Annotated in this window: 17 protein-coding genes; 5 read left to right on the top strand and 12 right to left on the bottom strand. The window is 53.4% G+C overall.

Features of this window, described 5'->3' with window-relative positions; all coding sequences use genetic code 11:
* Positions 1–17: 17 nt before the first annotated feature.
* On the top strand, positions 18–1,967 hold the full coding sequence (gene acs / locus ACUVOF_RS05305) for an acetate--CoA ligase (RefSeq protein WP_447043357.1): 1,950 nt from the start codon (positions 18–20) through the stop codon (positions 1,965–1,967).
* Between the two features lie 137 nt (positions 1,968–2,104).
* Here acs and ACUVOF_RS05310 read toward each other — a convergent pair whose 3' ends face one another.
* Positions 2,105–2,230 carry a hypothetical protein gene (locus tag ACUVOF_RS05310; protein WP_274541998.1) on the bottom strand — a complete coding sequence of 42 codons (126 nt, stop codon included), beginning with the start codon at positions 2,228–2,230 and terminating at the stop codon, positions 2,105–2,107.
* Between ACUVOF_RS05310 and ACUVOF_RS05315 the strand changes: the two genes are divergently transcribed.
* On the top strand, positions 2,229–2,891 hold the full coding sequence (locus tag ACUVOF_RS05315; protein WP_447043358.1) for a response regulator: 663 nt from the start codon (positions 2,229–2,231) through the stop codon (positions 2,889–2,891). The genes ACUVOF_RS05310 and ACUVOF_RS05315 overlap by 2 nt on opposite strands.
* Positions 2,892–2,951: 60 nt before the next feature.
* Here ACUVOF_RS05315 and ACUVOF_RS05320 read toward each other — a convergent pair whose 3' ends face one another.
* The 4 genes from ACUVOF_RS05320 to ACUVOF_RS05335 all read right to left on the bottom strand — a co-directional run bounded on the left by ACUVOF_RS05320 (position 2,952) and on the right by ACUVOF_RS05335 (position 9,706).
* Entirely contained in the window at positions 2,952–6,893 is a 3,942-nt protein-coding gene (locus ACUVOF_RS05320; RefSeq protein WP_447043359.1) for a hybrid sensor histidine kinase/response regulator, read from the bottom strand.
* A 115-nt stretch (positions 6,894–7,008) separates the two neighbouring features.
* On the bottom strand, positions 7,009–7,536 hold the full coding sequence (locus tag ACUVOF_RS05325; RefSeq protein WP_447043360.1) for a hypothetical protein: 528 nt from the start codon (positions 7,534–7,536) through the stop codon (positions 7,009–7,011).
* Between the two features lie 121 nt (positions 7,537–7,657).
* The gene (locus tag ACUVOF_RS05330; RefSeq protein WP_447043361.1) at positions 7,658–9,439 is read right to left on the bottom strand and encodes a sodium:solute symporter family protein; all 1,782 of its coding nucleotides are present in this window, start codon (positions 9,437–9,439) and stop codon (positions 7,658–7,660) included.
* A gap of 6 nt (positions 9,440–9,445) precedes the next feature.
* Positions 9,446–9,706: a DUF4212 domain-containing protein gene (locus ACUVOF_RS05335; protein WP_113269034.1), complete on the bottom strand. Its 261-nt coding sequence runs from the start codon at positions 9,704–9,706 to the stop codon at positions 9,446–9,448.
* 683 nt (positions 9,707–10,389) lie between these two features.
* On the opposite strand from ACUVOF_RS05335, the gene ACUVOF_RS05340 reads away from it, so the two are divergent.
* From ACUVOF_RS05340 to ttcA, 3 genes are all read left to right on the top strand, one after another.
* On the top strand, positions 10,390–12,219 hold the full coding sequence (locus tag ACUVOF_RS05340; protein ID WP_447043362.1) for a DUF294 nucleotidyltransferase-like domain-containing protein: 1,830 nt from the start codon (positions 10,390–10,392) through the stop codon (positions 12,217–12,219).
* A gap of 5 nt (positions 12,220–12,224) precedes the next feature.
* Entirely contained in the window at positions 12,225–12,878 is a 654-nt protein-coding gene (locus ACUVOF_RS05345) for a DNA polymerase III subunit epsilon (protein WP_447043786.1), read from the top strand.
* 125 nt (positions 12,879–13,003) lie between these two features.
* Positions 13,004–13,924: a tRNA 2-thiocytidine(32) synthetase TtcA gene (gene ttcA / locus ACUVOF_RS05350; protein ID WP_447043363.1), complete on the top strand. Its 921-nt coding sequence runs from the start codon at positions 13,004–13,006 to the stop codon at positions 13,922–13,924.
* On the opposite strand, the gene fnr is transcribed toward ttcA, so the two are convergent.
* The 7 genes from fnr to ccoG form a co-directional block, all read right to left on the bottom strand.
* Positions 13,917–14,663 (bottom strand): fumarate/nitrate reduction transcriptional regulator Fnr, encoded by a 747-nt coding sequence (gene fnr / locus ACUVOF_RS05355; protein ID WP_447043364.1) that lies wholly within the window; start codon positions 14,661–14,663, stop codon positions 13,917–13,919. The two genes, ttcA and fnr, sit on opposite strands and share 8 nt — an antisense overlap.
* 84 nt (positions 14,664–14,747) lie before the next feature.
* The gene (gene hemN / locus ACUVOF_RS05360; protein WP_447043365.1) at positions 14,748–16,169 is read right to left on the bottom strand and encodes an oxygen-independent coproporphyrinogen III oxidase; all 1,422 of its coding nucleotides are present in this window, start codon (positions 16,167–16,169) and stop codon (positions 14,748–14,750) included.
* 88 nt (positions 16,170–16,257) lie between these two features.
* Positions 16,258–16,953, bottom strand: coding sequence for a sulfite exporter TauE/SafE family protein (locus ACUVOF_RS05365; protein ID WP_447043366.1), 696 nt, complete (start codon positions 16,951–16,953; stop codon positions 16,258–16,260).
* A complete protein-coding gene (gene ccoS, locus ACUVOF_RS05370) occupies positions 16,950–17,195 on the bottom strand; it encodes a cbb3-type cytochrome oxidase assembly protein CcoS (protein WP_447043367.1) in 246 nt (81 codons plus the stop codon). The genes ACUVOF_RS05365 and ccoS overlap by 4 nt, the downstream gene beginning before the upstream one ends.
* Entirely contained in the window at positions 17,192–19,648 is a 2,457-nt protein-coding gene (locus ACUVOF_RS05375; RefSeq protein WP_447043368.1) for a heavy metal translocating P-type ATPase, read from the bottom strand. Before ACUVOF_RS05375 ends, ccoS begins: the two co-directional genes overlap by 4 nt.
* Positions 19,645–20,184, bottom strand: a complete 540-nt coding sequence (locus ACUVOF_RS05380) for a FixH family protein (RefSeq protein WP_447043369.1) — start codon at positions 20,182–20,184, stop codon at positions 19,645–19,647. The genes ACUVOF_RS05375 and ACUVOF_RS05380 overlap by 4 nt, the downstream gene beginning before the upstream one ends.
* A 6-nt stretch (positions 20,185–20,190) precedes the next feature.
* Positions 20,191–21,627, bottom strand: coding sequence for a cytochrome c oxidase accessory protein CcoG (gene ccoG, locus ACUVOF_RS05385; protein WP_447043370.1), 1,437 nt, complete (start codon positions 21,625–21,627; stop codon positions 20,191–20,193).
* Between the last annotated feature and the right edge of the window lie 159 nt (positions 21,628–21,786).

The raw sequence follows: 21,786 nt of genomic DNA on the forward strand, positions 1-21,786 counted from the left end.
CGGAAAGAGGCAATTTTATGAGCGATCAACAGAACGTCTATCCGGTGCGCGATGATTTCGCCGCCAATGCCTGGGCCGATAAAACCAAGTATGAGGCCATGTACCAGCAGTCGATGGACGATCCGGAAGGCTTCTGGGCCGAACAGGCCAAACGCCTGGACTGGATTAAAGCGCCCAGCAAAATTAAAAATACCTCTTTCGCGCGTGACAACGTCGATATTCGCTGGTTTGAGGACGGCTTGCTCAACGTCAGCGCTAACTGCCTGGATCGTCATCTGGACAAGCGTGGTGATCAAACCGCAATTATTTGGGAAGGTGATAATCCCAATGAAACCAAGAACATTACTTATCGTGAACTGTACGCACGTACTAACCAGCTAGCCAACGCACTGAAAGAGTTGGGCATCGGTAAAGGCGATACCGTCACGCTGTATATGCCGATGATTCCCGAAGCGGCCATGGCCATGCTTGCCTGCGCGCGTATTGGTGCGGTGCACTCTGTAGTGTTCGGTGGCTTTTCTCCAGACGCTGTCGCCCAGCGGGTAATCGGGGCGGATTCCAAGCTGGTCATCACCGCCGACGAGTCGGTGCGCGGTGGCAAGCACGTGCCGCTGAAAGAGAACGTGGACGCCGCACTAACACGTGAAGGCACCGACGTGTGCAAGAACGTACTGGTGGTGAAGCGTACCGGTGGTGAGATTGAGTGGAACGACGGCCGCGATATCTGGTTTGATGAACTCGTCGACAAGCAGTCAAATGAGTGCGAAGCTGAGGCCATGGGCGCGGAAGACCCGCTGTTCATTCTCTATACCTCGGGCTCTACAGGGGCACCGAAAGGCTTGAAGCACACTACCGGCGGCTACCTGACTTATGCCGCTATGACCCACCAGTATGTATTCGACTACCAAGAGGGTGAAATCTACTGGTGTACTGCAGATGTTGGCTGGGTGACCGGGCACAGCTATATCGTCTACGGGCCCTTGGCCAATGGCGCGACGACCTTAATGTTTGAGGGTGTGCCAAGCTACCCGAGCCATGGCCGTATGGGCGAAATCGTTGATAAGCACAACGTTAATATTCTCTATACTGCCCCCACCGCAGTGCGTGCGCTGATGGCCCATGGTGACAACGTCATGGACTCCAGTAAGCGTGATAGCCTGCGCCTGCTGGGTTCGGTGGGAGAGCCGATCAATCCGGAAGCGTGGGAGTGGTTCTATCGCGTTATCGGTAACGAAAAATGCCCGATTGTGGACACTTGGTGGCAAACGGAAACCGGCGGTATCATGATAGCTCCGCTGCCTGGCGCTACGCCGCTTAAGCCTGGCTCAGCGACCGTGCCTTTCTTTGGCGTGAAGCCCGCACTGGTCGATAATGAAGGGAAAAAACTGGAAGGCGCTACTGACGGCAACTTGGTCATCCTTGATTCCTGGCCGGGGCAGGCCCGTTCTATCTGGGGTGACCACGAGCGCTTTGTGCAGACCTACTTCTCGACTTACGACGGCATGTACTTTACCGGTGATGGCTGTCGCCGCGACGAAGATGGCTACTACTGGATTACAGGCCGTGTCGATGACGTGCTCAACGTTTCCGGACACCGTATGGGCACCGCCGAGATTGAGTCATCGCTAGTGGCACATAGTGCCGTTGCTGAGGCGGCCGTGGTGGGCTTCCCGCATGATATTAAGGGACAAGGCATCTATATCTATGTCACCCTGAATGACGGTATTGAAGAGACTGACGAACTCAAAAAAGAGCTGACGCAGTGGGTGCGCAAAGATATTGGCCCAATTGCCTCGCCGGATGTCATTCAATGGGCGCCAGGCTTGCCAAAAACCCGTTCGGGCAAAATCATGCGGCGTATTCTGCGCAAGATTGCTGCTAATGAATGCGATGGTTTGGGCGATACCAGCACCCTTGCGGATCCGTCGGTAGTCGATGAGCTGATTGAGCATCGCGCCAATCAATAACGGTGGCAGCACTATAGGCTGTTTAACCGATTAGGCCTGACTATCGAGTAAATACCGTGCCGACCCGAGTAGGTCGGCACGGTTGTGTTTATAGATACGTGTTTATAGAAACGAGTTTCGTTTGTAAGATCTATCTATTACAAATTGTGCATGTGATGCTTGGGCATGATGAAGCCCATGGGGTACCATGCTTCACGACCGTAAGAGCCTAGCGTTGCGGCGGCATACAACCCCGCTGCTCGAGGAACCGGAGGAATATCCATGGCAGTAGCTCATAAGTTTATCGTCGCTGACGATCACCCGCTGTTTCGTGCAGCGCTGACCCAAGCGTTACGCCAGTTGGCCCCCCAGGCGGAAATTGTCGAAGCGGATACCATGGAAGCCACCACTGAAGTAGTGAACCGCCACCCAGATGCCGATTTGATTCTTCTTGACTTGCACATGCCGGGAGCCCACGGCTTCTCTGGCTTGATCCAACTGCGTGGTCAGATGCCCGATATCCCCGTGGCGGTGGTGTCAGGTAGTGACGAGCCGTACGTTGTGCGTCGTGCTATTGACTATGGCGCGTCGGGTTTTATCCCCAAATCATCGTCCCTACAACTCATTGCTGAAGCCGTCGGAGAAATCCTGCAGGGTGAAGTGTGGTTGCCAGAGGCGTTGGCCAATGTGCTTGAAGAGACCAGTGAAGAGGAATCGCGTTTTGCTGAAGCGATTGCTTCGCTGACGCCCCAGCAGTTTCGCGTGTTGAACATGCTGACGGAAGGCCTACTGAATAAACAGATTGCTTACGAACTAAGTGTTTCTGAGGCGACTATCAAGGCCCACGTCACTGCGATTTTACGTAAACTGGGCGTGCACTCGCGTACTCAGGCGGTGATTGCCGCTCAGAAGCTGGAAGTTGAACCGCCAAAAGTGGTGTCTTAAGCACTCACGGCTTGCCAGCCTAGCACTACTTACTGGCCAGTCTCCTCTTAGCAGCGGCGCTTATCGCGCCGCGCGATTGGCCTGTAGCGTGCGTGTCAGTAGCGCCCGCAACGCCGCCGGTTTAACGGGTTTCAATAGCAGTTGATAGCCCGCTCGTTTGACCTCTTCGGCAACCGCTTCGGTCCGATCGGCGGTGATCACAATCCCCGGTACAGCTCCCTCAACACGTTCACTGAGCGCTTCCAGCGCCATTAATCCGGTGACTTCGTTGTCCAAGTGATAGTCCGCCAAAATCGCGTCTGGATCGCCGTCCATATTGCGTAAAATCGATTTAGCACCACCAATACTGGTGGCGGTAAATACCTCGCAGCCCCAGCCGCTCAACATGGCGGTCATGCCTTCCAGAATTAACGTTTCGTTATCAATACACACAATTCGCGTACCGCTCAGCTTATGGCTGCTGCGCCGTGCCTGAGGTTCAAGCTCGATACTGCTCGCCTCCCTGGCAGCAACAATTGGCACGCTGACCGAGAAAACGGCGCCCTTGCCCACTGTCGAACGTACTTTGATGGGATGATCCAGCACGCGACTCATGCGATCAGCAATCGATAGCCCAAGCCCTAGGCCTTTTTCACTCTCTTTATGGCGTGACACCTGATCCAGACGGCGGAACTCCTGAAAAATTTCGGTGAGCTTAGATTCCGGAATACCGGGGCCGCTGTCCCACACTTCGATAGAAAGCCAGCCATTATGACGGCGGCAGCCGAGCAGCACGCGACCCTCTTGGGTATAACGAATGGCATTGGATAGGAAGTTTTGCACGATCCGCCGCAGCATTTGAGGGTCAGAATCAACCCAAAGCTGGGTAGGCACGACCTCTAAGTCCAGTCCGCGATCGTCTGCCATCACTTCAAATTCGGCGCGTAAAGGACGAACGATATCCGCCAGGGCAAAGTGACTGCGCCGTGGCGTTAAGGCACCTGCGTCCAGTTTGGAAATATCCAGCAGGGTACTGAGCAGTTCCTCGGCTGCCTGGAGCGAGTTATCGATATGGCCAACGATGCGCTGGGTGTCGCTGGTGGTCACATTCTGCATTAGCGCCGAGGTAAACAGCCTTGCCGCATTAAGTGGTTGCAGCAAGTCATGGCTAGCAGCGGCCAAAAAGCGCGTTTTAGAAGCATTGGCATCTTCTGCTAACTGCTTGGCTTGGCGCAGGGCAAGCTCCGCCTCAGCGCGTACACGGTTCTCCTGGCGCAGTGCGGCGTTGGCTTCAGAAAGTGCCTGGGTACGTTCACGTACGCGCTCTTCAAGTGTCTCGTTGGTTTCCTTGAGGGCAATTTCAGCCTGACGACGCTCAGTAATGTCTTGGTAAAGAGCAAAAAAGCCTAGAATCGCTTGGCTGTCACCGAAGTGCGGTGTGTATGTGACCAGCATATAACGCATGGCCTCGTTGACTCGCAGCGAGACTTCAAAGCTGACTCGCTCACCGTTAAGCGCGCGGTTCACCCAGGGGACACGCTCCTCTGCCTGTTTTATCGGCAGCACGTCTTCAAAGCGGCGACCAATCACCGCGTTGCGGTCAATATTGAACGCCTGCTCATAGGCACGGTTGGTAAATAGGTAGCGGCACTCTTTATCGAAGTAGGCAATCAGCGCGGGCACATTGTCAGTGTATATACGGATGTTATTTTCCGAGCGGATCAGCGCCTCTTCAATGCGTTTTTGCTGGGTAATATCCTGGTAAGTATAAACAAACCCGCCGCCGGGCATGGGATTGCCCTGCACTTCCAGAACGCTGCCGTCCTGGCGGTAACGTACATAGCGGTGGGGCTGGCCTTCGCGAATGTTGTCGAGCAGCAATTGGACGTGCTCCTCCGGGTCTCCTGGGCCGTACTCGCCGTTGTGGGCGTTATAGCGAAAGATGCGGTCGATGGGAGCGCCAACGCGGATTAAGTGATCAGGGAAGCGGAATAGCTCCAGGTAGCGCTGGTTCCAAACCACCAAACGCAGGTTCTGGTCGACCACGCTGATGCCCTGGTTAATGTTTTCAATGGTGGCCTGGAGTAGCGCCCGGTTGAATTCCAGTACCTGTGAGGCTTCATCGACAATCGAAATGACATCCGAGATGCCGATGCCGCGCCCTTGAAGCGCCGAGTTAACCACGATACGCGCCGATGAAGCGCCCAGCACCGAGGCCAGAAAGCGTTCAGTAAACTGGATAATATCAATTGACGCGCGGGTACCGTCATCTAACGGTTTGCCCACCCGGCGGGCGTAATCTTCAAAGGCTCGGTCTACTTGGCCGGCACCGAGAAAGCGTTCACAGAGCACCTTTAAATCGCCGACGGTGGTCGCACCGGTCCAAGGACGGTTAACCGAGGTTTGGCGGGTTTCTACACTATCCACAAACAGTGAGGCTTGAATACGTTCGACGACCCGCTGCGAAGTGACCTGGGAAACAAAAATGTAGCAGAACAGGTTAACCCCGAGTGAGAGCATGACGCCGTGGGTAAAGCTATCACCTAAGTTGAGGCCAAACAGGGCCGTGGGGGATAACCAATTAAATCCCAGTGGACCGCCTTCAAACCAAATGGCCGGAAGCACGCCCGCATTGATCATAGCGGGCATCAGCAGGCTATAGGCCCAGATGGCGAAACCCGCATTCATGCCGACAATAACCCCAAACCGATTGCCGCGCTTCCAATAAAGCCCGCCTATCAATGCCGGGGCAAACTGTGCGGCAGCGGCAAACGACAGCATGCCGATCGAGGCTAGCGAGGTGAATTCGGCAATCAGTTGGTAGAAGCCGTAGGCCATGGCCAACACGGCAACAATGGTCAAACGCCGTGCACGCAGTACTAAACGGCCATAATCCCGTGCCTTGGTATCAAACCAACGCAGCCGGAACAGCGCCGGGATCACAATCTCGTTAGAAATCATGATCGATACCGCCACTGCGGCGACAATCACCATGCCGGTGGCTGCCGAGAAACCGCCGATAAAGGTGAGTAGCGTTAGCCACTGGTGACCTGAGGCCATCGATAACGCTAATACGTAGGTATCGGGTTCTACACCGCTTTCAGAAAATAGCAGCAGCCCGGCCGCAGCCAATGGAACCACAAAAAATGCAATCGCTAACAGGTAGAGAGGAAACAGCCAGCGTGCTTTAGTGGCGTCGTCTGGGTGAATATTCTCGACCACCGCCACATGAAACTGACGCGGCAGGCACAGGATCGCTAGCATGGCGAGCAGTGTTTGCGCCCAGAAGCTCTGGCCAAAATCCTGGTTGGCGAGCTGACGCTGAAGTTCAAGTTGGCTTTCAGCGTGCCCCATCAACTCACCCAGGCCATCAAACATTCCCCAAGTGACGAAGGCACCAAGTACGACAAAGGCTAGCAGCTTGACCAACGATTCAAATGCTACCGCATGGATTAACCCTTCGTGGTGTTCGGTGGCATCGGTATGACGGGTGCCGAACAGAATCGCGAAGATGGCCATCACAATCGCCACATAAAACGCTGTATCGCCAAATAGCGGCGTATGGGTCACATCGGAGGCATCGGTGAGCACACTAAATGTGGTGGAAACCGCTTTTAGCTGTAGGGCGATGTAGGGCAGGGTACCGACGAGGGCGACCAAACTGGCAAAGGCGGCCAGTGACTGGGTTTTGCCATAACGGGAAGCGATAAAGTCGGCAATGGAAGTAACGTTTTGGTGCTTGGCGACACGGATCATTTTGGCCAGCACCGGCCAGAAGAGCAAAAATGTTAAAATCGGTCCGACGAAGATGCTCGCAAACGACCAGCCTGCGGTCGCTGCTTGGCCAACGGCGCCATAAAAGGTCCATGAGGTGCAATAGATGGCCAGCGCCAAACTATAGATAAGCGGCCGCCGCCGAGTGGCTCCGTGGGTGCGTGCCCGGCGGTCTCCATACCACGCGATGCCAAATAAAACGGCAATATAGAGTAATGAAACCGCTACTAATAGCCCGCCGTGAAACATGCCTTACTCCCGAGCCAGAATCATACGCAAATTTCGCTTAGCTAATTGCGTTGCGACTAAAAGACTCCATTCTAGGCGAAATGCAGGGCATTGTGCGCATGCGATTTTTATCATACTAGCTGTTTTCTTGCTGGTTTGAGCAGACCGTGGTCAGTAGAGGAGAAGTTTCACGCAGCGTACGCATTTCATCTAAAGCTGGTTCACGGGTTTCTTCCGCTAGCGGCACGATCTCGCGACTGTTGCAGTTGAGTAGATAGGGTTGGGTTAGCAATATATCGGTGTGATGGCGTTCAAACTGATAGAGAATAAACTCTGCCAGGCGACTACCCTCCTGCTCGGTGAAACGGATGTTCTCGCTATCGACCATGCTAAATTTGGTCGTCATGGGGACGGCAAAGGTCCATGGGCGCCATACTGCGGTACTGCTTTCAGTCGAAATCACCGTTGCAGTATCAGGAAGCTGAGCCTGCTTATGCTCAAACCAACTGTACTCCACCTGTATTTGATAGCCCAGCATGCCCAACCCACCGCACACCGGCACTATCCACTTGGGCAAGCGTTTGCCGCTCAGGGTACGTAATATTAAGCCAATACCCGCGGCCGCAAGGCCCGCAAAAACGGCGGCGATCAAATGCCAAATCATAAAATATCCTTTCTAAAAGCCATCTATAAAAGCCATCGGGCCTCCCTAAGGAAGCCCGATGGTGAGGTCGATTCCAAAGCGACATCACAGCATCTGATAAGTCGCCAGGAAGGATTATGACTTAGTGATCTATCGCCATACCAGCACCTTTCGGATAGCGAACGCTTTCCACTAGAAGCTGAATCTCTTGCGGCGGCGCTTTCGTCACGCTGGAAACCGTGAAGGCAACGGCGAAGTTGATCATCGCACCTACCGCACCGAAGGAGAGCGGGGAGATACCAAAGAACCAGTTGTCCGGCGTGTTGGCCAGCATGTTGGTACCCGGCACGAAGAACCAGCCCAGATAGGTGAAGATGTATAGCAGCGTACAAATCAAGCCTGCCAGCATGCCGGCAACCGCGCCTGAATTATTCATCCGCTTGGAGAAAATGCCCATCATCAGTGCCGGGAACAGCGAGGCACCAGCGATACCGAAGGCGAGTGCCACCGTTTGAGCGGCAAACCCGGGCGGATTAAGCCCCAAGTAGGTGGCCAACAGGATGGCACCCCCCATGGAGATTCGCGCTGCCAACATTTCGCCTTTTTCGGAGATTTTCGGGTTGATCATTGTTTTGATCAAATCGTGGCTGATGGCTGAAGATATTGCCAGTAGCAAGCCTGCTGCGGTTGATAGGGCCGCCGCGATACCACCTGCGGCAATCAAGCCAATGACCCAGCCGGGCAGGTTGGCAATTTCGGGGTTGGCGAGTACCAGAATATCGTTATTAACCGTCAGCTCGTTGCCTTCCCAGCCACGATCAGAGTAGTCGGCAGCATCATTATACATCTGAATACGGCCGTCATTGTTGAGATCGGTGAAGTTGATAAGACCGGTCTCTTCCCAAGTACGAACCCAATCTGGACGCTCTTCGTACAGAATCGGGTTTTGAGCCGCTTCTTCGTAGTTCTCAACCTGCCCTGCCATCTCTGGATACACAGTGGTCGCCAAGTTCAGGCGTGCCATGGAACCAACCGCCGGTGCGGTGAGGTAAAGCAGTGCAATGAATACCAGTGCCCAGCCAGCAGACCAGCGCGCATCCGCTACTTTCGGTACGGTGAAGAAGCGAATGATAACGTGGGGTAGACCGGCAGTACCGACCATTAACGATAGAGTGAACAGCACCATATTCAGCTTGTTGTCCACGTCGGCGGTGTAGTCCCTGAAGCCAAGTGCGCTCACCACATCATTTAACTTGGCCAGTAAAGGCATGCCGGATTCGGTGTGCGTACTGAACATGCCGAACATCGGGATGGGGTTGCCGGTCAGTTGAAAGGCAATAAACACCGCAGGAATGGTATAAGCAATGATCAGTACGATGTACTGCGCTACCTGGGTGTAGGTGATGCCTTTCATGCCGCCAAATACGGCGTAGAGGAAAACGATCAGTGCTGCCAGCCAGATACCCCAGGTGTTGCTGACTTCAAGAAAGCGTGAGAAGGCTACGCCCGCACCGGTCATTTGGCCGATAACGTAAGTAACTGACGCCACAATCAAGCATACGATCGCCACTAGGCGAGCGGTGTTGCTGTAGAAACGGTCACCGATAAAATCGGGTACAGTGAACTTACCAAACTTACGTAGGTAAGGGGCCAATAGCATTGCTAGGATAACGTAGCCACCGGTCCAGCCCATTAGGAAGGTGGAGTTAGCGTAGCCACCCGAGGCCAGCAAACCCGCCATGGAAATAAACGATGCCGCTGACATCCAGTCCGCTGCGGTCGCCATCCCGTTGGTGATTGGATGGACCCCCCCGCCGGCAACATAGAAGTCTTTCGTCGAGCCGGCACGTGCCCAAATCGCAATACCTATATACAAGGCAAAGGAGGCGCCGACGAACAGTAAGTTAATTGCAAACTGGCTCATACCGGTTTACTCCCCAAGGCCAAATTTTTGATCGAGCTTATTCATCTTCCAGGAATAAAAGAAGATCAGCGCGATAAACGTTAAGATGGATCCCTGTTGTGCAAACCAGAAGCCCAAGTCAGTTCCGCCGACCGGAATCCCGGCGAGCAGTGGGCGAAAGAGGATAGCGCATCCATAAGAAACGAAGGCCCAAACGGCTAGGCATCCGAAAATTAAGCGGACGTTGGCTTTCCAGTATTCAGCAGCATTACTTTTGTCGTCTGCCATTGTGTTGCTCTCCACTTGTGATTTTTAAGGTTGGGAAAGTTCACGGGGAATAGCGTGTGACCCATCAGGGCAATCGCACGTCGAAAGCCACTCAATCGTTAGGAGTGGTGAGTCAACGTTTGTAGACACATCACCTTATTATTCGATATGAAATTTCGAGTTAGTTAGTGACGTGCGATTACCCTGCATGACTCATTGTTAATACTGGGCAATAAACGTCAAAAAATAAATCCCAGACTTTGGTATCAATAAACAGATGAATTGCTTTTCAAGGAATGCATGTCGTTGAAAATAGGTGTTTTTAAACACTGTTTAAGCGAAGTTTGCAGGTGTTTGAATGGCTATGGGACGATAGTCTAGTAAGCAAATAAAAGCGTTTATTGACTACTTTAAATACAAACACAACGATCTAGAGGTAATCTTGGTTAGTAAGTGACAATACTTTGGTCGTGTAACAAACGTCGCTTCGACCTTAGCGTGATAGCTAAAGGTATAACAACGTTCTACTTGCCACTTGGGAAGTGAATCCTTTATACCCGTATAGCCATCTTCATATAATAATCGATATCCATTTTTTGAAGCATGGCAGAACGTCATTTGGAATGGGTAACATCGCTTCATGGTGCTTATTTGTTTTTTCTTATGTTTGCAAGTTCGCCTTTAGTTAAATGAGGTCATGCACAATGGTCGATGTGGATTTATCCCAACTGCCGTTTACGCTTCTTGACGATGAAGGGCGTGAGCACATTCGCCGCAGCATTGACCTTGCCTATTTTGATCGTGACGAAGTGATTTTAGAGACGGGTCAAACAGGCGAATATGTTTACCTACTACATAAAGGCGAAGTAGCAGAAATCGACCCTACGCTACCCTCGTCTACTTCACGCATTGGGCATTACACGGCGGGGGACCTGTTTGGGGCGATCAGTATCCTCAATGGTAAAAGCCGCTATCGTTTTAAGGCTGAGCAGGAGTGCCTATGCTACTTAATGCCTAAGGCGCTGTTTCAGCAGTTGTGCAGCCATTATCCCGATTTTAGTGATTTCTTTCGCCAATCACTGACGCATAAAGCGCGGTTGTTAACCGAAAAACGTGCTGATGGTGGCGTTACCATGGCGGGCTTTATGTTGGCCAAGGTGAGCGAGTGTATGCGCGAGCCACTGTTAATGGCCGCTTCCAGTGATATTGCTAGCGCAGTGAAGCAACTGAATGATAGTCACGCCGACAGCCTACTGGTAGAAACCCAGGACACGCTGGGCATGGTGACCAAAACCGATCTACTCAATGCGCTGGTGTTGGAAGGCAGCCCGGTAACTGCATCGCTCGATAAAATCGCTCATTTTAATCTGGTAACCGTTGCACCAGACCAATATTTGTTTGAAGTGTTGGTGCTGATGACGCGGCATAAAGTGACACGAGTAGTCGTGATGGAGCGCAACGACTTAAAAGGCGTTGTAGAACTTACCGATGTGCTTAGCTACTTTTCGAGCCGCAGCTATGTGGTGAGTTTGCAGGTGGAGCAGGCGAGCAGTTTAGAGGCGTTGTCAGCGGCCAGCCAGCGCACGCCGGAGCTGGTAAAAGCATTAATGGCCCAGGGCGTTAAATTGCGCTTTGCGATGGATCTGCTCGCCGCACTGAACGGCCGCATCATGAGTAAAGCCTGGGAATTCACAATCGATGAACGCTACCGCGAGCAGAGCTGCATGATGGTGATGGGTAGCGAAGGCCGCGGCGAGCAGATTTTAAAAACGGATCAAGATAACGGCTTGATTCTCGCTGATGAAACCCAGTGGCCTGATATCGCAAGCTACATGCAAACCCTTACTGATACCCTGATACAGCTTGGTTATCCGCCGTGTCCCGGCAATATTATGGTGTCTAACCCCGAGTGGGTGGCAACGGTATCGCAGTGGAAGAGCAATATTGCCAAATGGGCCAGCGAGCGTGATGGCGACAGCCTGATGAAACTGGCGATTATGCTTGATGCCCATGCCGTAGCAGGTAACCCCCGTTTGCTTGAAAGTGTCCGTGATGAGTTGTTCGAACGCTGCTCCCACGATGAGCTACTGCTCTCGTATTTTGCCCGAACAGCACTGCGTTTTTCGACGCCGCTGACCCTGTTTGGCTCGCTGAAAAAGCCACAACACGGTATCGATATTAAGAAAGGCGGTATTTTCCCCATCGTGCATGGCGTGCGCACCATGGCGCTTGAGCGGCGTATCAAAGCCACCTCGACCCTCGACCGCCTTGACGCTCTGGCTGCAGATGGCCGTTTGGATCGTCGTTTTGCCGAGGACCTGGGTGAGGCGTTGGCGCTCTTTACCGAACTACGTCTTAGGCAGCAGCTTGCCGCCCTGGAGACGCCTAGTACGCCGCAAGAGACGAATCGCACCAATCGTGTCGTGGTGCAAACCCTCTCTTCGCTCGAACGTGACCTATTACGTGAGGCGCTGCATATTGTCAAAGACTTTAAACAGCGGCTTTCGCATCGTTACCATTTGGAGTATTCGTGAGCGGAATGCGGCTGTTAGATCGGCACGTGGCGTTATTTAGTGGCTCGCTGCGTACCCTAATGCGTCGTGAGAGTGACCGGCGACGCTGTGCGGACTCTCCCTATGCCTGGCTGTTTCAGCCCTATATGGGTGAAGAGCTAGTAGCGCTTGCCTGCACTGCAATGCCTACACCCACTTCACCAGTGATTAGCTTGGCGGCGGTGGCGATGAGCCAACAGCAAGTGCGTACCAGTCGCGCTTTTGTAATCACCTTAGGCTGTGCGAGGCAGCCCGAGAGTGCAACGCTGCGCCGTCACCACTTGCTATGCCAAGCTGGGGAAGTAATGCCACCTAACAGGGATAACTTAAGCGCGTTAGTGGAATTCATTGGCAATCGACCGATTATCGGCTGGAAATTAGAGCAGCGTATTAGCGCATTGAATGCGCTACTGAGTAAGCAGTTGGGCTTTTCACTACCTAATGCCCAGATCGATGTGGCGAAGCTGCATCAACGCCGACTGCGTCGCTTGCATCCAGAGATTGACGCGCCCAGCAGCTTTGCTCAGGCGCTGACGTGCTGGAAAGTTCCCGCCTTGGGGATGCAGAGTGTGTTAGGCGAGGCGACAGCCAGCGCACTACTCTATATGCGGCTGCAGCGCACGATGGCTGAGGCCGCTTAGAGACAGAGGGCACTTAGAGACAGAGGATTCTTAGAGACAGAAAGTTGGGTCGGGCGCTGAGTGTTGTTAGAATAGCGCCTACTTTTTCCGCTCTAGCGCCTTTCACACTCGGCAGTGCCTATACCATGCAATCTCTCAATCATTTTGACCCTGCTCACCTTGATACTTTAGCAGCCGCCCCCGCTGCTCCGGCGCAAGGCCAGCCAGAGCTGGCTGACGCCAAGCAGAAGCGTGAATTTAACAAGTTGCAAAAGCGTCTGCGCCGAGAAGTGGGCAATGCGATTATTGATTACCAAATGATCAATGAAGGCGATCGCGTCATGGTATGCCTCTCCGGTGGTAAAGATAGCTACACGATGCTGGAGATTTTGCGCAACTTGCAGCGCAATGCACCGATCAACTTTTCACTGCTGGCGGTCAATTTAGACCAAAAGCAGCCGGGATTTCCCGAGCACGTGCTGCCTAGTTACCTGGATAAGCAGGGCGTTGAATATCATATTGTCGAACGTGATACCTACTCGGTTGTAAAGGAGAAAACCCCAGAAGGCAAAACCACCTGTGCGCTCTGTTCACGCCTGCGGCGCGGCTCGCTGTATGGCTTTGCAGAAGAGATAGGCGCCAATAAAATTGCTTTGGGTCACCATCGCGAAGATATTCTTGAAACGCTGTTTCTCAATATGTTCTTTGGGGGCAACCTGAAAGCGATGCCGCCCAAGCTGCTCTCCGATGATGGCAAGAATATCGTCATTCGGCCTTTGGCTTATTGTAAAGAGGCGGATATTGCCGAGTTTTCTCGGTTGATGGAATTCCCGATTATTCCCTGCAATCTTTGTGGTTCCCAGCCTAATATGCAGCGCCAAGTGGTAAAAGAGATGCTCGCTGAATGGGATAAAAAGTTCCCCGGCCGCCTGGAAAGCATGTTTAAAGCCGTCACTAATATCGCGCCTTCCCAACTGGCAGACCGCAATCTGTTCGATTTTGCAGGTTTAGAGGCCAAGCAGGCAGAGTTACTGGCCGGGCGAATCCAGGCGTTTAACGTCAGCTAACCGTTTGCTGTTCTTCTTCGGTGAGAGTTATCAAACGCTGCATGTCGAGGATATTAACCTCTCGCCCCGAAACCGCCACTACATTTTGCTGCTGAAGGCGGCTTAAGATGCGGCTGACCGTTTCCACCGCCAGCCCGAGGTAGTTGCCGATATCAGCTCTGGGCATTGAAAGTCGAAAGCTGTAAGGCGAGTAACCCCGCCGACGAAAACGATCTGAAAGCGTAATCAAAAAGCTTGCCAGCCGCTGGTCGGCGGTTTTACGTGATAACAGGCGCATCATGCGCCGGTCGTCGCGTAATTCTTTGCTCATGCTGCGATACAACTGGCCACGTAGTTCGGGCAGCTCTTCTGACAGTAAATCCAGGCGGTCAAAGGGGATTTCGCAAACCGTGGTCGTTTCCAGGGCGATTACGCTCCCGGGATAGTGCTCTTCATCAATCCCATCCAGCCCGACCAATTCACTAGGTAGATAGAAATTGGTCAGTTGCTCGCTGCCGTTCCCCTCTGATGTGACTTGTTTAAGGCTGCCCGAACGTACCGCATAAACACTGGTAAAGGCATCTCCCTGGCGAAACAGTAGCGCGCCTTTTTTCAGCGGCGCACGGCGGCGAATAATGGCATCGAACTGTCCCATGTCGTCCAGTTCAAGGGCAAGCGGCAAGCACAGTGAACTCAAACTGCAGGTTTGGCAGCGAGCTTCGTGGAGTAGCGAGCGTCTGGGGCTCATGGATTCCAGCATGCGTTGCTCCTTAAGTGAGTGCCGCTTATCGATTAGAAAAACCTTACTTATTATAGTCGCTATGGCATGCCTGCTTAAAGATTATTAAACAATCTTTGAGTAGCCTTGGCCCGTTTGCTGCGGCAGGTGAGCATCAAACGCCATCGCTATATGGCGAATGAGCAGTCGGCCCATGGGGGTAGCGCTTAGTTGATCGCCGCTTCGCGTTAGCAGACCATCTTGCTCGGCGCTTCGCAGATGTTCAAGTGCTGGCGCAAAGTAGCGCGGAGCATCAATGTTCCAGCGTTGACTAACCGTGGCCAAATCAATACGCATATCGCACATCAGCCGCTCAATCACGTCCCGCCGGATCAGGTCGTCATCGCTTAAGCGTATGCCACGCACCGTGGCAAGCTGCCCCTGATCCAGCGACGCTTCGTAGCGTGTCAGATCACTAGGATTTTGCGCATAGATATCATCAATGCGAGAAATCGCCGAAACGCCAAGACCAATTAAGTCACACTGGGCGTGGCTGGAGTAGCCTTGAAAGTTACGCTGTAGCGAGCCTTCACGCTGGGCAACGGCTAAGCTGTCGTCAGTACGGGCAAAGTGATCCATACCGATATGCACATAACCCGCCGCGGTGAGCATTTCAATAGTGGTACGAAGAATCGCCAGCTTCTCTTCGCCTCCTGGCAAGTCATCGACATTAATGCGCCGCTGAGGGGGAAAGCGCTCATGCATATGGGCGTAATTAAACACAGAAAGCCGTGCGGGGTTCAGCTCAATTACCTGGCGCAAGGTGTCAGCAAAGCTCTTTTCAGTTTGAAACGGCAGGCCATAAATCAAATCAAGATTCAAAGACCTAAAACCCAATCGATGCGCTTCATCCATCAGCGTTTCGGTGAGTATCCGAGGCTGAATGCGATTAATGGCTTTCTGCACCAGCGGGCTTAAGTCCTGCACGCCCAGGCTGATGCGGTTAAATCCCAACGACTGGAGGTGCCTTAAGGTAAATACATCCGCTTCGCGAGGATCTATTTCAATCGCATAATCGCGATCGTGAGAGGACGAAAGCCCAAAACGGGCATCCAGGCGATCAATCAGATCGCCCATCTGATTCAAGCTGAGAAATGTCGGTGTACCACCTCCCCAATGTAACTGCTCAACCGCCCGTGTGGTATCTAAGCGGCGGGCGGTCAGTACCATTTCGCGGTCGAGTCGGGCTAAGTAGGGTTCAGCCAGAGCGGTATTCTTGGTGGCGATTTTATTACAGGCGCAGTAGAAGCAGATTTTTCGGCAGAAAGGGATGTGCACATACAGCGAGAGTGAACGCTTGCTGGTATTGCTGCGCTCTAGCGCCTGGGTCAAATCACTAGGGGTAAATTGGTCATGAAACGACAGTGCAGTTGGATAGGAGGTGTAGCGCGGTCCGCTGGTATCGTAGCGGCGCAGCAGGGCCTCATCCCACACTATCTGCTTAGGGGCTGATGCAGTAGAGAAAGCCGCAGAGGCATGAACGGGCATGAAGGTGTGCTCCGGCGTTAGGGATGGCATTTTAAAATTAAGGCCAGCCTAGCGTGCAGAGGCTTAGTAAACGTTGAGCCATATCATATTAGTGGAGATTATGCACTGTGAGGGTCCAAAGCTGCCAAAGCGCAAAGGTGATAATGGTTAACGCGGCCACGCTGCGTGTTGCTGGGTGACGTATGAGATGGCTTAACTGGCGCGCAGCAAGTCCAGTCGCTAATAACGCGGGTAATGTACCAAGCCCAAAGGCGCCCATTAGCAGTGCCCCTTGCAATGGGTCGGAAATCGCTAAACTCCAGGCCAGCATGGAGTAAACCAGCCCGCAGGGTAGCCAGCCCCACACTGCCCCCAGCGCGAAGGCTTGGGGAAGGTGTACAACGGGCATTAAACGCCGCCCTATAGGCTCAAGAAGGCGCCATAGGCGGCGGCCAACAGCTTCGATTTTGAGCAGCCCCTTCCACCAGTTGGCAATATACAGCGCCATTAAGATGAGCATCAGCGCGGCAAAAACCTGGAGTAACAACCTAGCGGTAGCTGAAAGAGAAAACAGTGTACCTAATAGCGCAACCAGCGCACCTGCGCTCATATAGCTAGTGATACGACCGGCGTTATAGCTGAGCAGCAGGCCACCCAACCGTGCCGGATGACGCATGCTGGGAGGCACCGCGAAGGTGAGTGCGCTCATAATGCCGCCACACATGCCGATGCAGTGAGCGCCGCCCATCAAACCAAATACAAACGCCGCTAATAGCGGCGGCAGATCAAGGCCCGTTGGGTTCATGGCCGTGGCTCTTGGTCGTCGGATGGGGGCGTATCTGAAGGTGCAACAGGCTTGTTCTTGGCTTGCTGCCGCTGGCGACGCTGTTCGGGGCTGAGGTCGTTCTCATCCTCATCAAACAAAATACGGTGCGCGGGCCCTTCCAGGTCGTCGAACTGATCATTTTTAACCGCCCAGAAAAATGCCCAGACGGCGAGGCCGAGTAAAATCAGTGAGAGCGGAATGAGTAGATACAGAATCGTCATGCAGTTACCGGGTTTGTAGCGCTAAGCGAAGTAGCGGGTTGGGCGCGCCAGCGTGATAGCCGCAGGGCATTACCGACCACCACGAGCGAACTTAGCGACATGCCAATGGCGGCTAGCCAGGGAGGCACTAACCCCATTGCTGCCAGCGGTAGCGCCGAAAAGTTATAGCACACAGACCAGATCATATTTTGGCGCATGATACGCCGGGTAGCGCGGGAAATCTCGATAGCTTCAAAAATCCGCATCAGGCGCGGACTAAGCAATATCGCATCGGCACGAGTACGGGCCAAATCCGTTGCGCCATTCATAGCAATCGCTACATCGGCACCGGCCAAGACCGGCACATCGTTGATACCATCACCAACCATGAGTACGGTTTCGCCAGCAGCTTGAAGCTCTTTCAGCCGAGCTAACTTACCCTCCGGGCTGGTGCCTGAATGCCAGGTTGCAATATGAAGCTGGCTGGCCAGGCTTTCGACGGCGTCTTCCGTATCGCCGGAAAGCAGCTCCACGCTGAACCCTTGGGCGTGTAGGGCGTCAACTGTCGCGGCGGCATCATCTCTAATGCCGTCATGCAGGCCAAACCAGGCGCGGGGCTTGCCATCTTCGCTAAGTAGCAGCCACTGCCCCTTGGCAGGTGCCGCGATAGGCTCATGGGTCGCAAATTCGGGTTTGCCCAGCCGCCACCGTACGCCCTCTAAAGTTCCTTCTAACCCTTGCCCAGTATAGCTGTGAATATCCCTGGCCTGGAGCGTCGCATCACGGAAAGGGCGAAAAGCGCGGGCTATAGGATGTTCCGAGTGAGCCTCTAGGGCGGCGGCAATCGCTTGGGCACGCTCAACGGTTAGTTCACCGAATGGTTTGATCTGGGTGACGTGCATTTCGCCGCGGGTCAGAGTGCCTGTTTTATCGAAAATGACCCGGGTAACGTTGGAGAGTGTCTCCATGGCATCGGCGCGGGTGATTAAGACGCCGCGTTTACGCAACTGGCCGTGGCCCGCGGTCAATGCCGCAGGTGTCGCCAACGCCAGGGCGCAGGGGCAAGTGACGACCAACACTGAAAGCAGCACCCAAAGCATCCGCGAAGGGTCGATAAACCACCAGGCGATAGTGACGCAGGCCGTCACCACCAGCAGCCGTAGGACAAATAGGTGGGCCATGCGCGCAGCCATCTGGGCCAGCCGCGGGCGGCTGGCAAACGCACGGTCGGTAAGGTCAACAATGCCAGCCACTTGAGCGTCTTTTCCGGCGTGGGTAACCCTAATCACCAGGGGGTTTTCCATGTTTTGGCTGCCGCCGATAATACGATCACCCACTCGGCGGGTCACCGGTAGATATTCGCCGGTAAGCATTGATTCATCCAGGCTTGATTCGCCTTCTTCAATTACGCCATCGGCAGGCACGCCGTGGCCGGGCTTGATCAATACGCGATCAGCTGGGGCGAGTTCGCTGGCAGGCAGAATGCGCTCGCTGCCGTCGTCTTCCAGTCGTGTGGCCGAGATCGGCAGCACGCCACTGAGCGCATTGCCGCTATGCCCGCTGCGTCGTCTGGCGCGGCCTTCCACGTAGCGCCCGAACAGCAAAAAGAAGGTGAACATGGCGACGGAGTCAAAATAGACCTCACCAACATCAAATAGCACTGCATAGCTACTGGCGAGATATGCCCCCCCAATAGCCAGCGAGACCGGTACGTCCATACCTAATACACCGGTGCGGAGATCGCGTAGCGCGTTACGAAAGAATGGTTGTGCTGAGAAAAATACCACGGGCGTGGCCAGGGCGAAGGATAGCCAGTGAAATAGCGCATAGAAGTCATCGCTCATTTCACCGGGGCCGGAAACATAAATAGGGATCGAAAACATCATCACTTGCATCATCCCGACCGCAGCAATAATCAAACGACGAACGTTCATACGTTCTTCATACTGCATGCGCGCCTGGGCTTGATCAGGTTCGTAAGGCTGGGCGTCATACCCAATGGCCGCCAGTTCGGCCAACAGTTGAGAGAGTTTTAACTGCTGCGGATTCCAGCTCACGCGCAGGCGATGATGAGTTAAATTCACCGCGCTGGAAGTAACCCCGGGTAGGGCATTCAGGCGGTGTTCGATCAGCCACGCACAGGCGGCACAGGTGATGCCTTCAATGGCAAGGGTCGCTTTTACGTTGCCTTCATCGCCATCGGGGTGAACAAATTGCGCCTGCAGGCCGGGGTCGTCAAATACTGACCAAGTATCCGCTTTGGCGGCTTGGCGTTCATCCGGCCGTTCGGGAAGTTCGGTGCGGTAGCGGTAGTAACTCTCCAGCCCGCCGTCGACGATGGCATGGGCCACCGCCTCGCAGCCGGGGCAGCAAAGCGGGTGGGTATGTTCATCTAGGGTAATAGTCCAGGGTGCAGCAGTGGGTACTGGATTACCACAGTGATAGCAGTCAGAGGCAGGCACGGCGTTGTTCATTCGCTTTCTTTGCGCCCTCCCGGCAGTAGCGCGACGCTATTCTCATTGGGAAACGTGGCCTCCCCGGTAAGCCGCCAGTCGGCATCTTCCAGCGCAGGCTGTATCTGCAGATACCAGCGATAGCGTAGATTGTCGGGTCCCTGGGTGATATAGCGGCCGTCACGCACATGCTCAAGTATGAATGATTGGTCACGGTTATCTTCGGTAGGGAAGATAAGATCTAAATAGAGCATTTCCGGGCGCGCATCACCGCTCAAATCAACCACAATATCGCTGGTCAGCGGATCGATACGAAGATCGGCAGTTAAGTTCAGTGCGCGTGCCTGCTCTTGTTTGGCAAGTACCATATTGATGGCTTTACCATGCTCGTAATAATCTTCCTGAACAACCATACCGTCGTAGCTTTTGATCGACATAACGGCAAAGCCAGTGCTGACAATAATCGAAGAAAATAGTAGGCCGATTAAAAACCACGGCCAAAACTGCTTGTACCAAGGAGTTACCTTATCTTTAGAGGGTAACGAGGGGGATGACATAATCACTTATCTCCTAATGTCGCCCAGGAAGCTGGTTTCACGCTCAAGGCGAATACGCTCGTTTTGCTGAGCCTGTAGCGAGAATACAATATTGTGGCTGGGTTGCTGCAGATCGTCGGGGTTAGCCGTCACGGTGACAACCTTTAAACGCGATTCTCCCGCGGGCACATTAATCGTATTGCTATCCAACGCTAAGCTGGGTAACCCTGCTACGGTTAGCTGGTAAGTGTGGTCTTGATCATCAAGATTGCGAACGGACAGGGTGAAGACATTGCTAATTAGGCCGTCGCGGGTCGTTTGGTAGAGCTGGGTGCGTTCGCGCTCAGCATCAAAATTGAGTGGCATACGGTCATTAATCGCCCAGGCAAAGGTGCCCATCATCAGCACTAACGCTGCGAAGTAACCTAGCAAGCGAGGTCGTATTATACGGCTTTTTTGCCCTTCAAGAGCATTTTCGGTGGTATAACGCACCAAGCCCCGTGGGTAGCCCATCTTGTCCATCACGCTATCGCAGGCGTCGATACAAGCGGCGCAACTAATACACTCAAACTGAAGCCCGTCGCGTATATCGATGCCGGTGGGACATACTTGAACGCAAAGATCACAATCGATGCAGTCACCATAGCCTGCCTCTCGGGCTTGTTGATGACTTAGGCTTTTTTTGCGATGTCCTCGCGGTTCACCTCGCGCTTGATCGTAGGAAACGATGAGCGTGTTGCGGTCAAACATAACCGACTGAAAACGCGCATAGGGGCACATATAGATGCATACCTGTTCGCGCAGCCAACCCGCGTTTAAGTAGGTAAATACCAGAAAAAAGCCTACCCAAAAATAGGACCAGCCATGGGCATCAAAAGAGGGTAATTCGGTCACTAAATCACGTATAGGGGTGAAGTAACCTACAAAGGTGATACCCGTAGCGAGTGCAATCAGTAGCCAAGCAGCGTGCTTAGCACTTTTACGCCACGCTTTTTCGGCAGTCATCGGCTGGTTGTCGAGCTTGATACGCCGATTGCGTGAGCCCTCAATACGATGTTCAAGCCAGATAAACAAAAACGTCCAAACGCTTTGCGGGCAGGTATAGCCGCACCATACCCGGCCAGCAAAAACGGTAATAAAAAACAACCCGAAGGCGCAGATGATCAGCAGCCACGACAGCAGAATGAATTCCTGTGGATAGAACGTCGCGGTAAAAATATGGAATTCACGGTTAGGCAGGTCGAACAGAATTAACGGCCGGCCACCGATATTAATCCAAGGAAAGAGAAAAAACGCCAGCATTAGCGCCCAATTGGCACTGCGCCGTAACTTCTGGAAAAAGCCTTTGATTTCGCGCACATAAATGTGACGTCTTTTGGCGTACATTTCCTGAGTAACTGCGGTTTGCGGGGTGTGATGCCCCACCGGATTCGGCGTGACGTCTTGGCTTGGTATCTTTTCCATCGCGGTATTCCCGGCTCAGAAGGCAGGAGAGAGTGCACCCCAGTCTCGTAAAAACGGTGCAAGGTCAATATTGTATCGGTTTATGCATAAAGAAAGGGTGCGGTTTGGGGCCGCACCCTTGCTTGGCTAGCGTTGCTGGCGATTATCTCTATTCGTCAG

Source organism: Vreelandella sp. H-I2 (assembly GCF_052959335.1).

Coding starts and splice junctions, on each gene's coding strand:
- hemN (WP_447043365.1), bottom strand. CDS start 16,169: ATGCCCGTTCATGCCTCTGCGGCTTTCTCTACTGCATCAGCCCCTAAG.
- ccoG (WP_447043370.1), bottom strand. CDS start 21,627: ATGGAAAAGATACCAAGCCAAGACGTCACGCCGAATCCGGTGGGGCAT.
- ACUVOF_RS05375 (WP_447043368.1), bottom strand. CDS start 19,648: ATGAACAACGCCGTGCCTGCCTCTGACTGCTATCACTGTGGTAATCCA.
- ACUVOF_RS05365 (WP_447043366.1), bottom strand. CDS start 16,953: ATGAACCCAACGGGCCTTGATCTGCCGCCGCTATTAGCGGCGTTTGTA.
- acs (WP_447043357.1), top strand. CDS start 18: ATGAGCGATCAACAGAACGTCTATCCGGTGCGCGATGATTTCGCCGCC.
- ACUVOF_RS05330 (WP_447043361.1), bottom strand. CDS start 9,439: ATGAGCCAGTTTGCAATTAACTTACTGTTCGTCGGCGCCTCCTTTGCC.
- ACUVOF_RS05320 (WP_447043359.1), bottom strand. CDS start 6,893: ATGTTTCACGGCGGGCTATTAGTAGCGGTTTCATTACTCTATATTGCC.
- ACUVOF_RS05310 (WP_274541998.1), bottom strand. CDS start 2,230: ATGGATATTCCTCCGGTTCCTCGAGCAGCGGGGTTGTATGCCGCCGCA.
- ACUVOF_RS05315 (WP_447043358.1), top strand. CDS start 2,229: ATGGCAGTAGCTCATAAGTTTATCGTCGCTGACGATCACCCGCTGTTT.
- ACUVOF_RS05340 (WP_447043362.1), top strand. CDS start 10,390: ATGGTCGATGTGGATTTATCCCAACTGCCGTTTACGCTTCTTGACGAT.
- ACUVOF_RS05325 (WP_447043360.1), bottom strand. CDS start 7,536: ATGATTTGGCATTTGATCGCCGCCGTTTTTGCGGGCCTTGCGGCCGCG.
- ccoS (WP_447043367.1), bottom strand. CDS start 17,195: ATGACGATTCTGTATCTACTCATTCCGCTCTCACTGATTTTACTCGGC.
- ttcA (WP_447043363.1), top strand. CDS start 13,004: ATGCAATCTCTCAATCATTTTGACCCTGCTCACCTTGATACTTTAGCA.
- ACUVOF_RS05335 (WP_113269034.1), bottom strand. CDS start 9,706: ATGGCAGACGACAAAAGTAATGCTGCTGAATACTGGAAAGCCAACGTC.
- ACUVOF_RS05345 (WP_447043786.1), top strand. CDS start 12,225: ATGCGGCTGTTAGATCGGCACGTGGCGTTATTTAGTGGCTCGCTGCGT.
- ACUVOF_RS05380 (WP_447043369.1), bottom strand. CDS start 20,184: ATGTCATCCCCCTCGTTACCCTCTAAAGATAAGGTAACTCCTTGGTAC.
- fnr (WP_447043364.1), bottom strand. CDS start 14,663: ATGCTGGAATCCATGAGCCCCAGACGCTCGCTACTCCACGAAGCTCGC.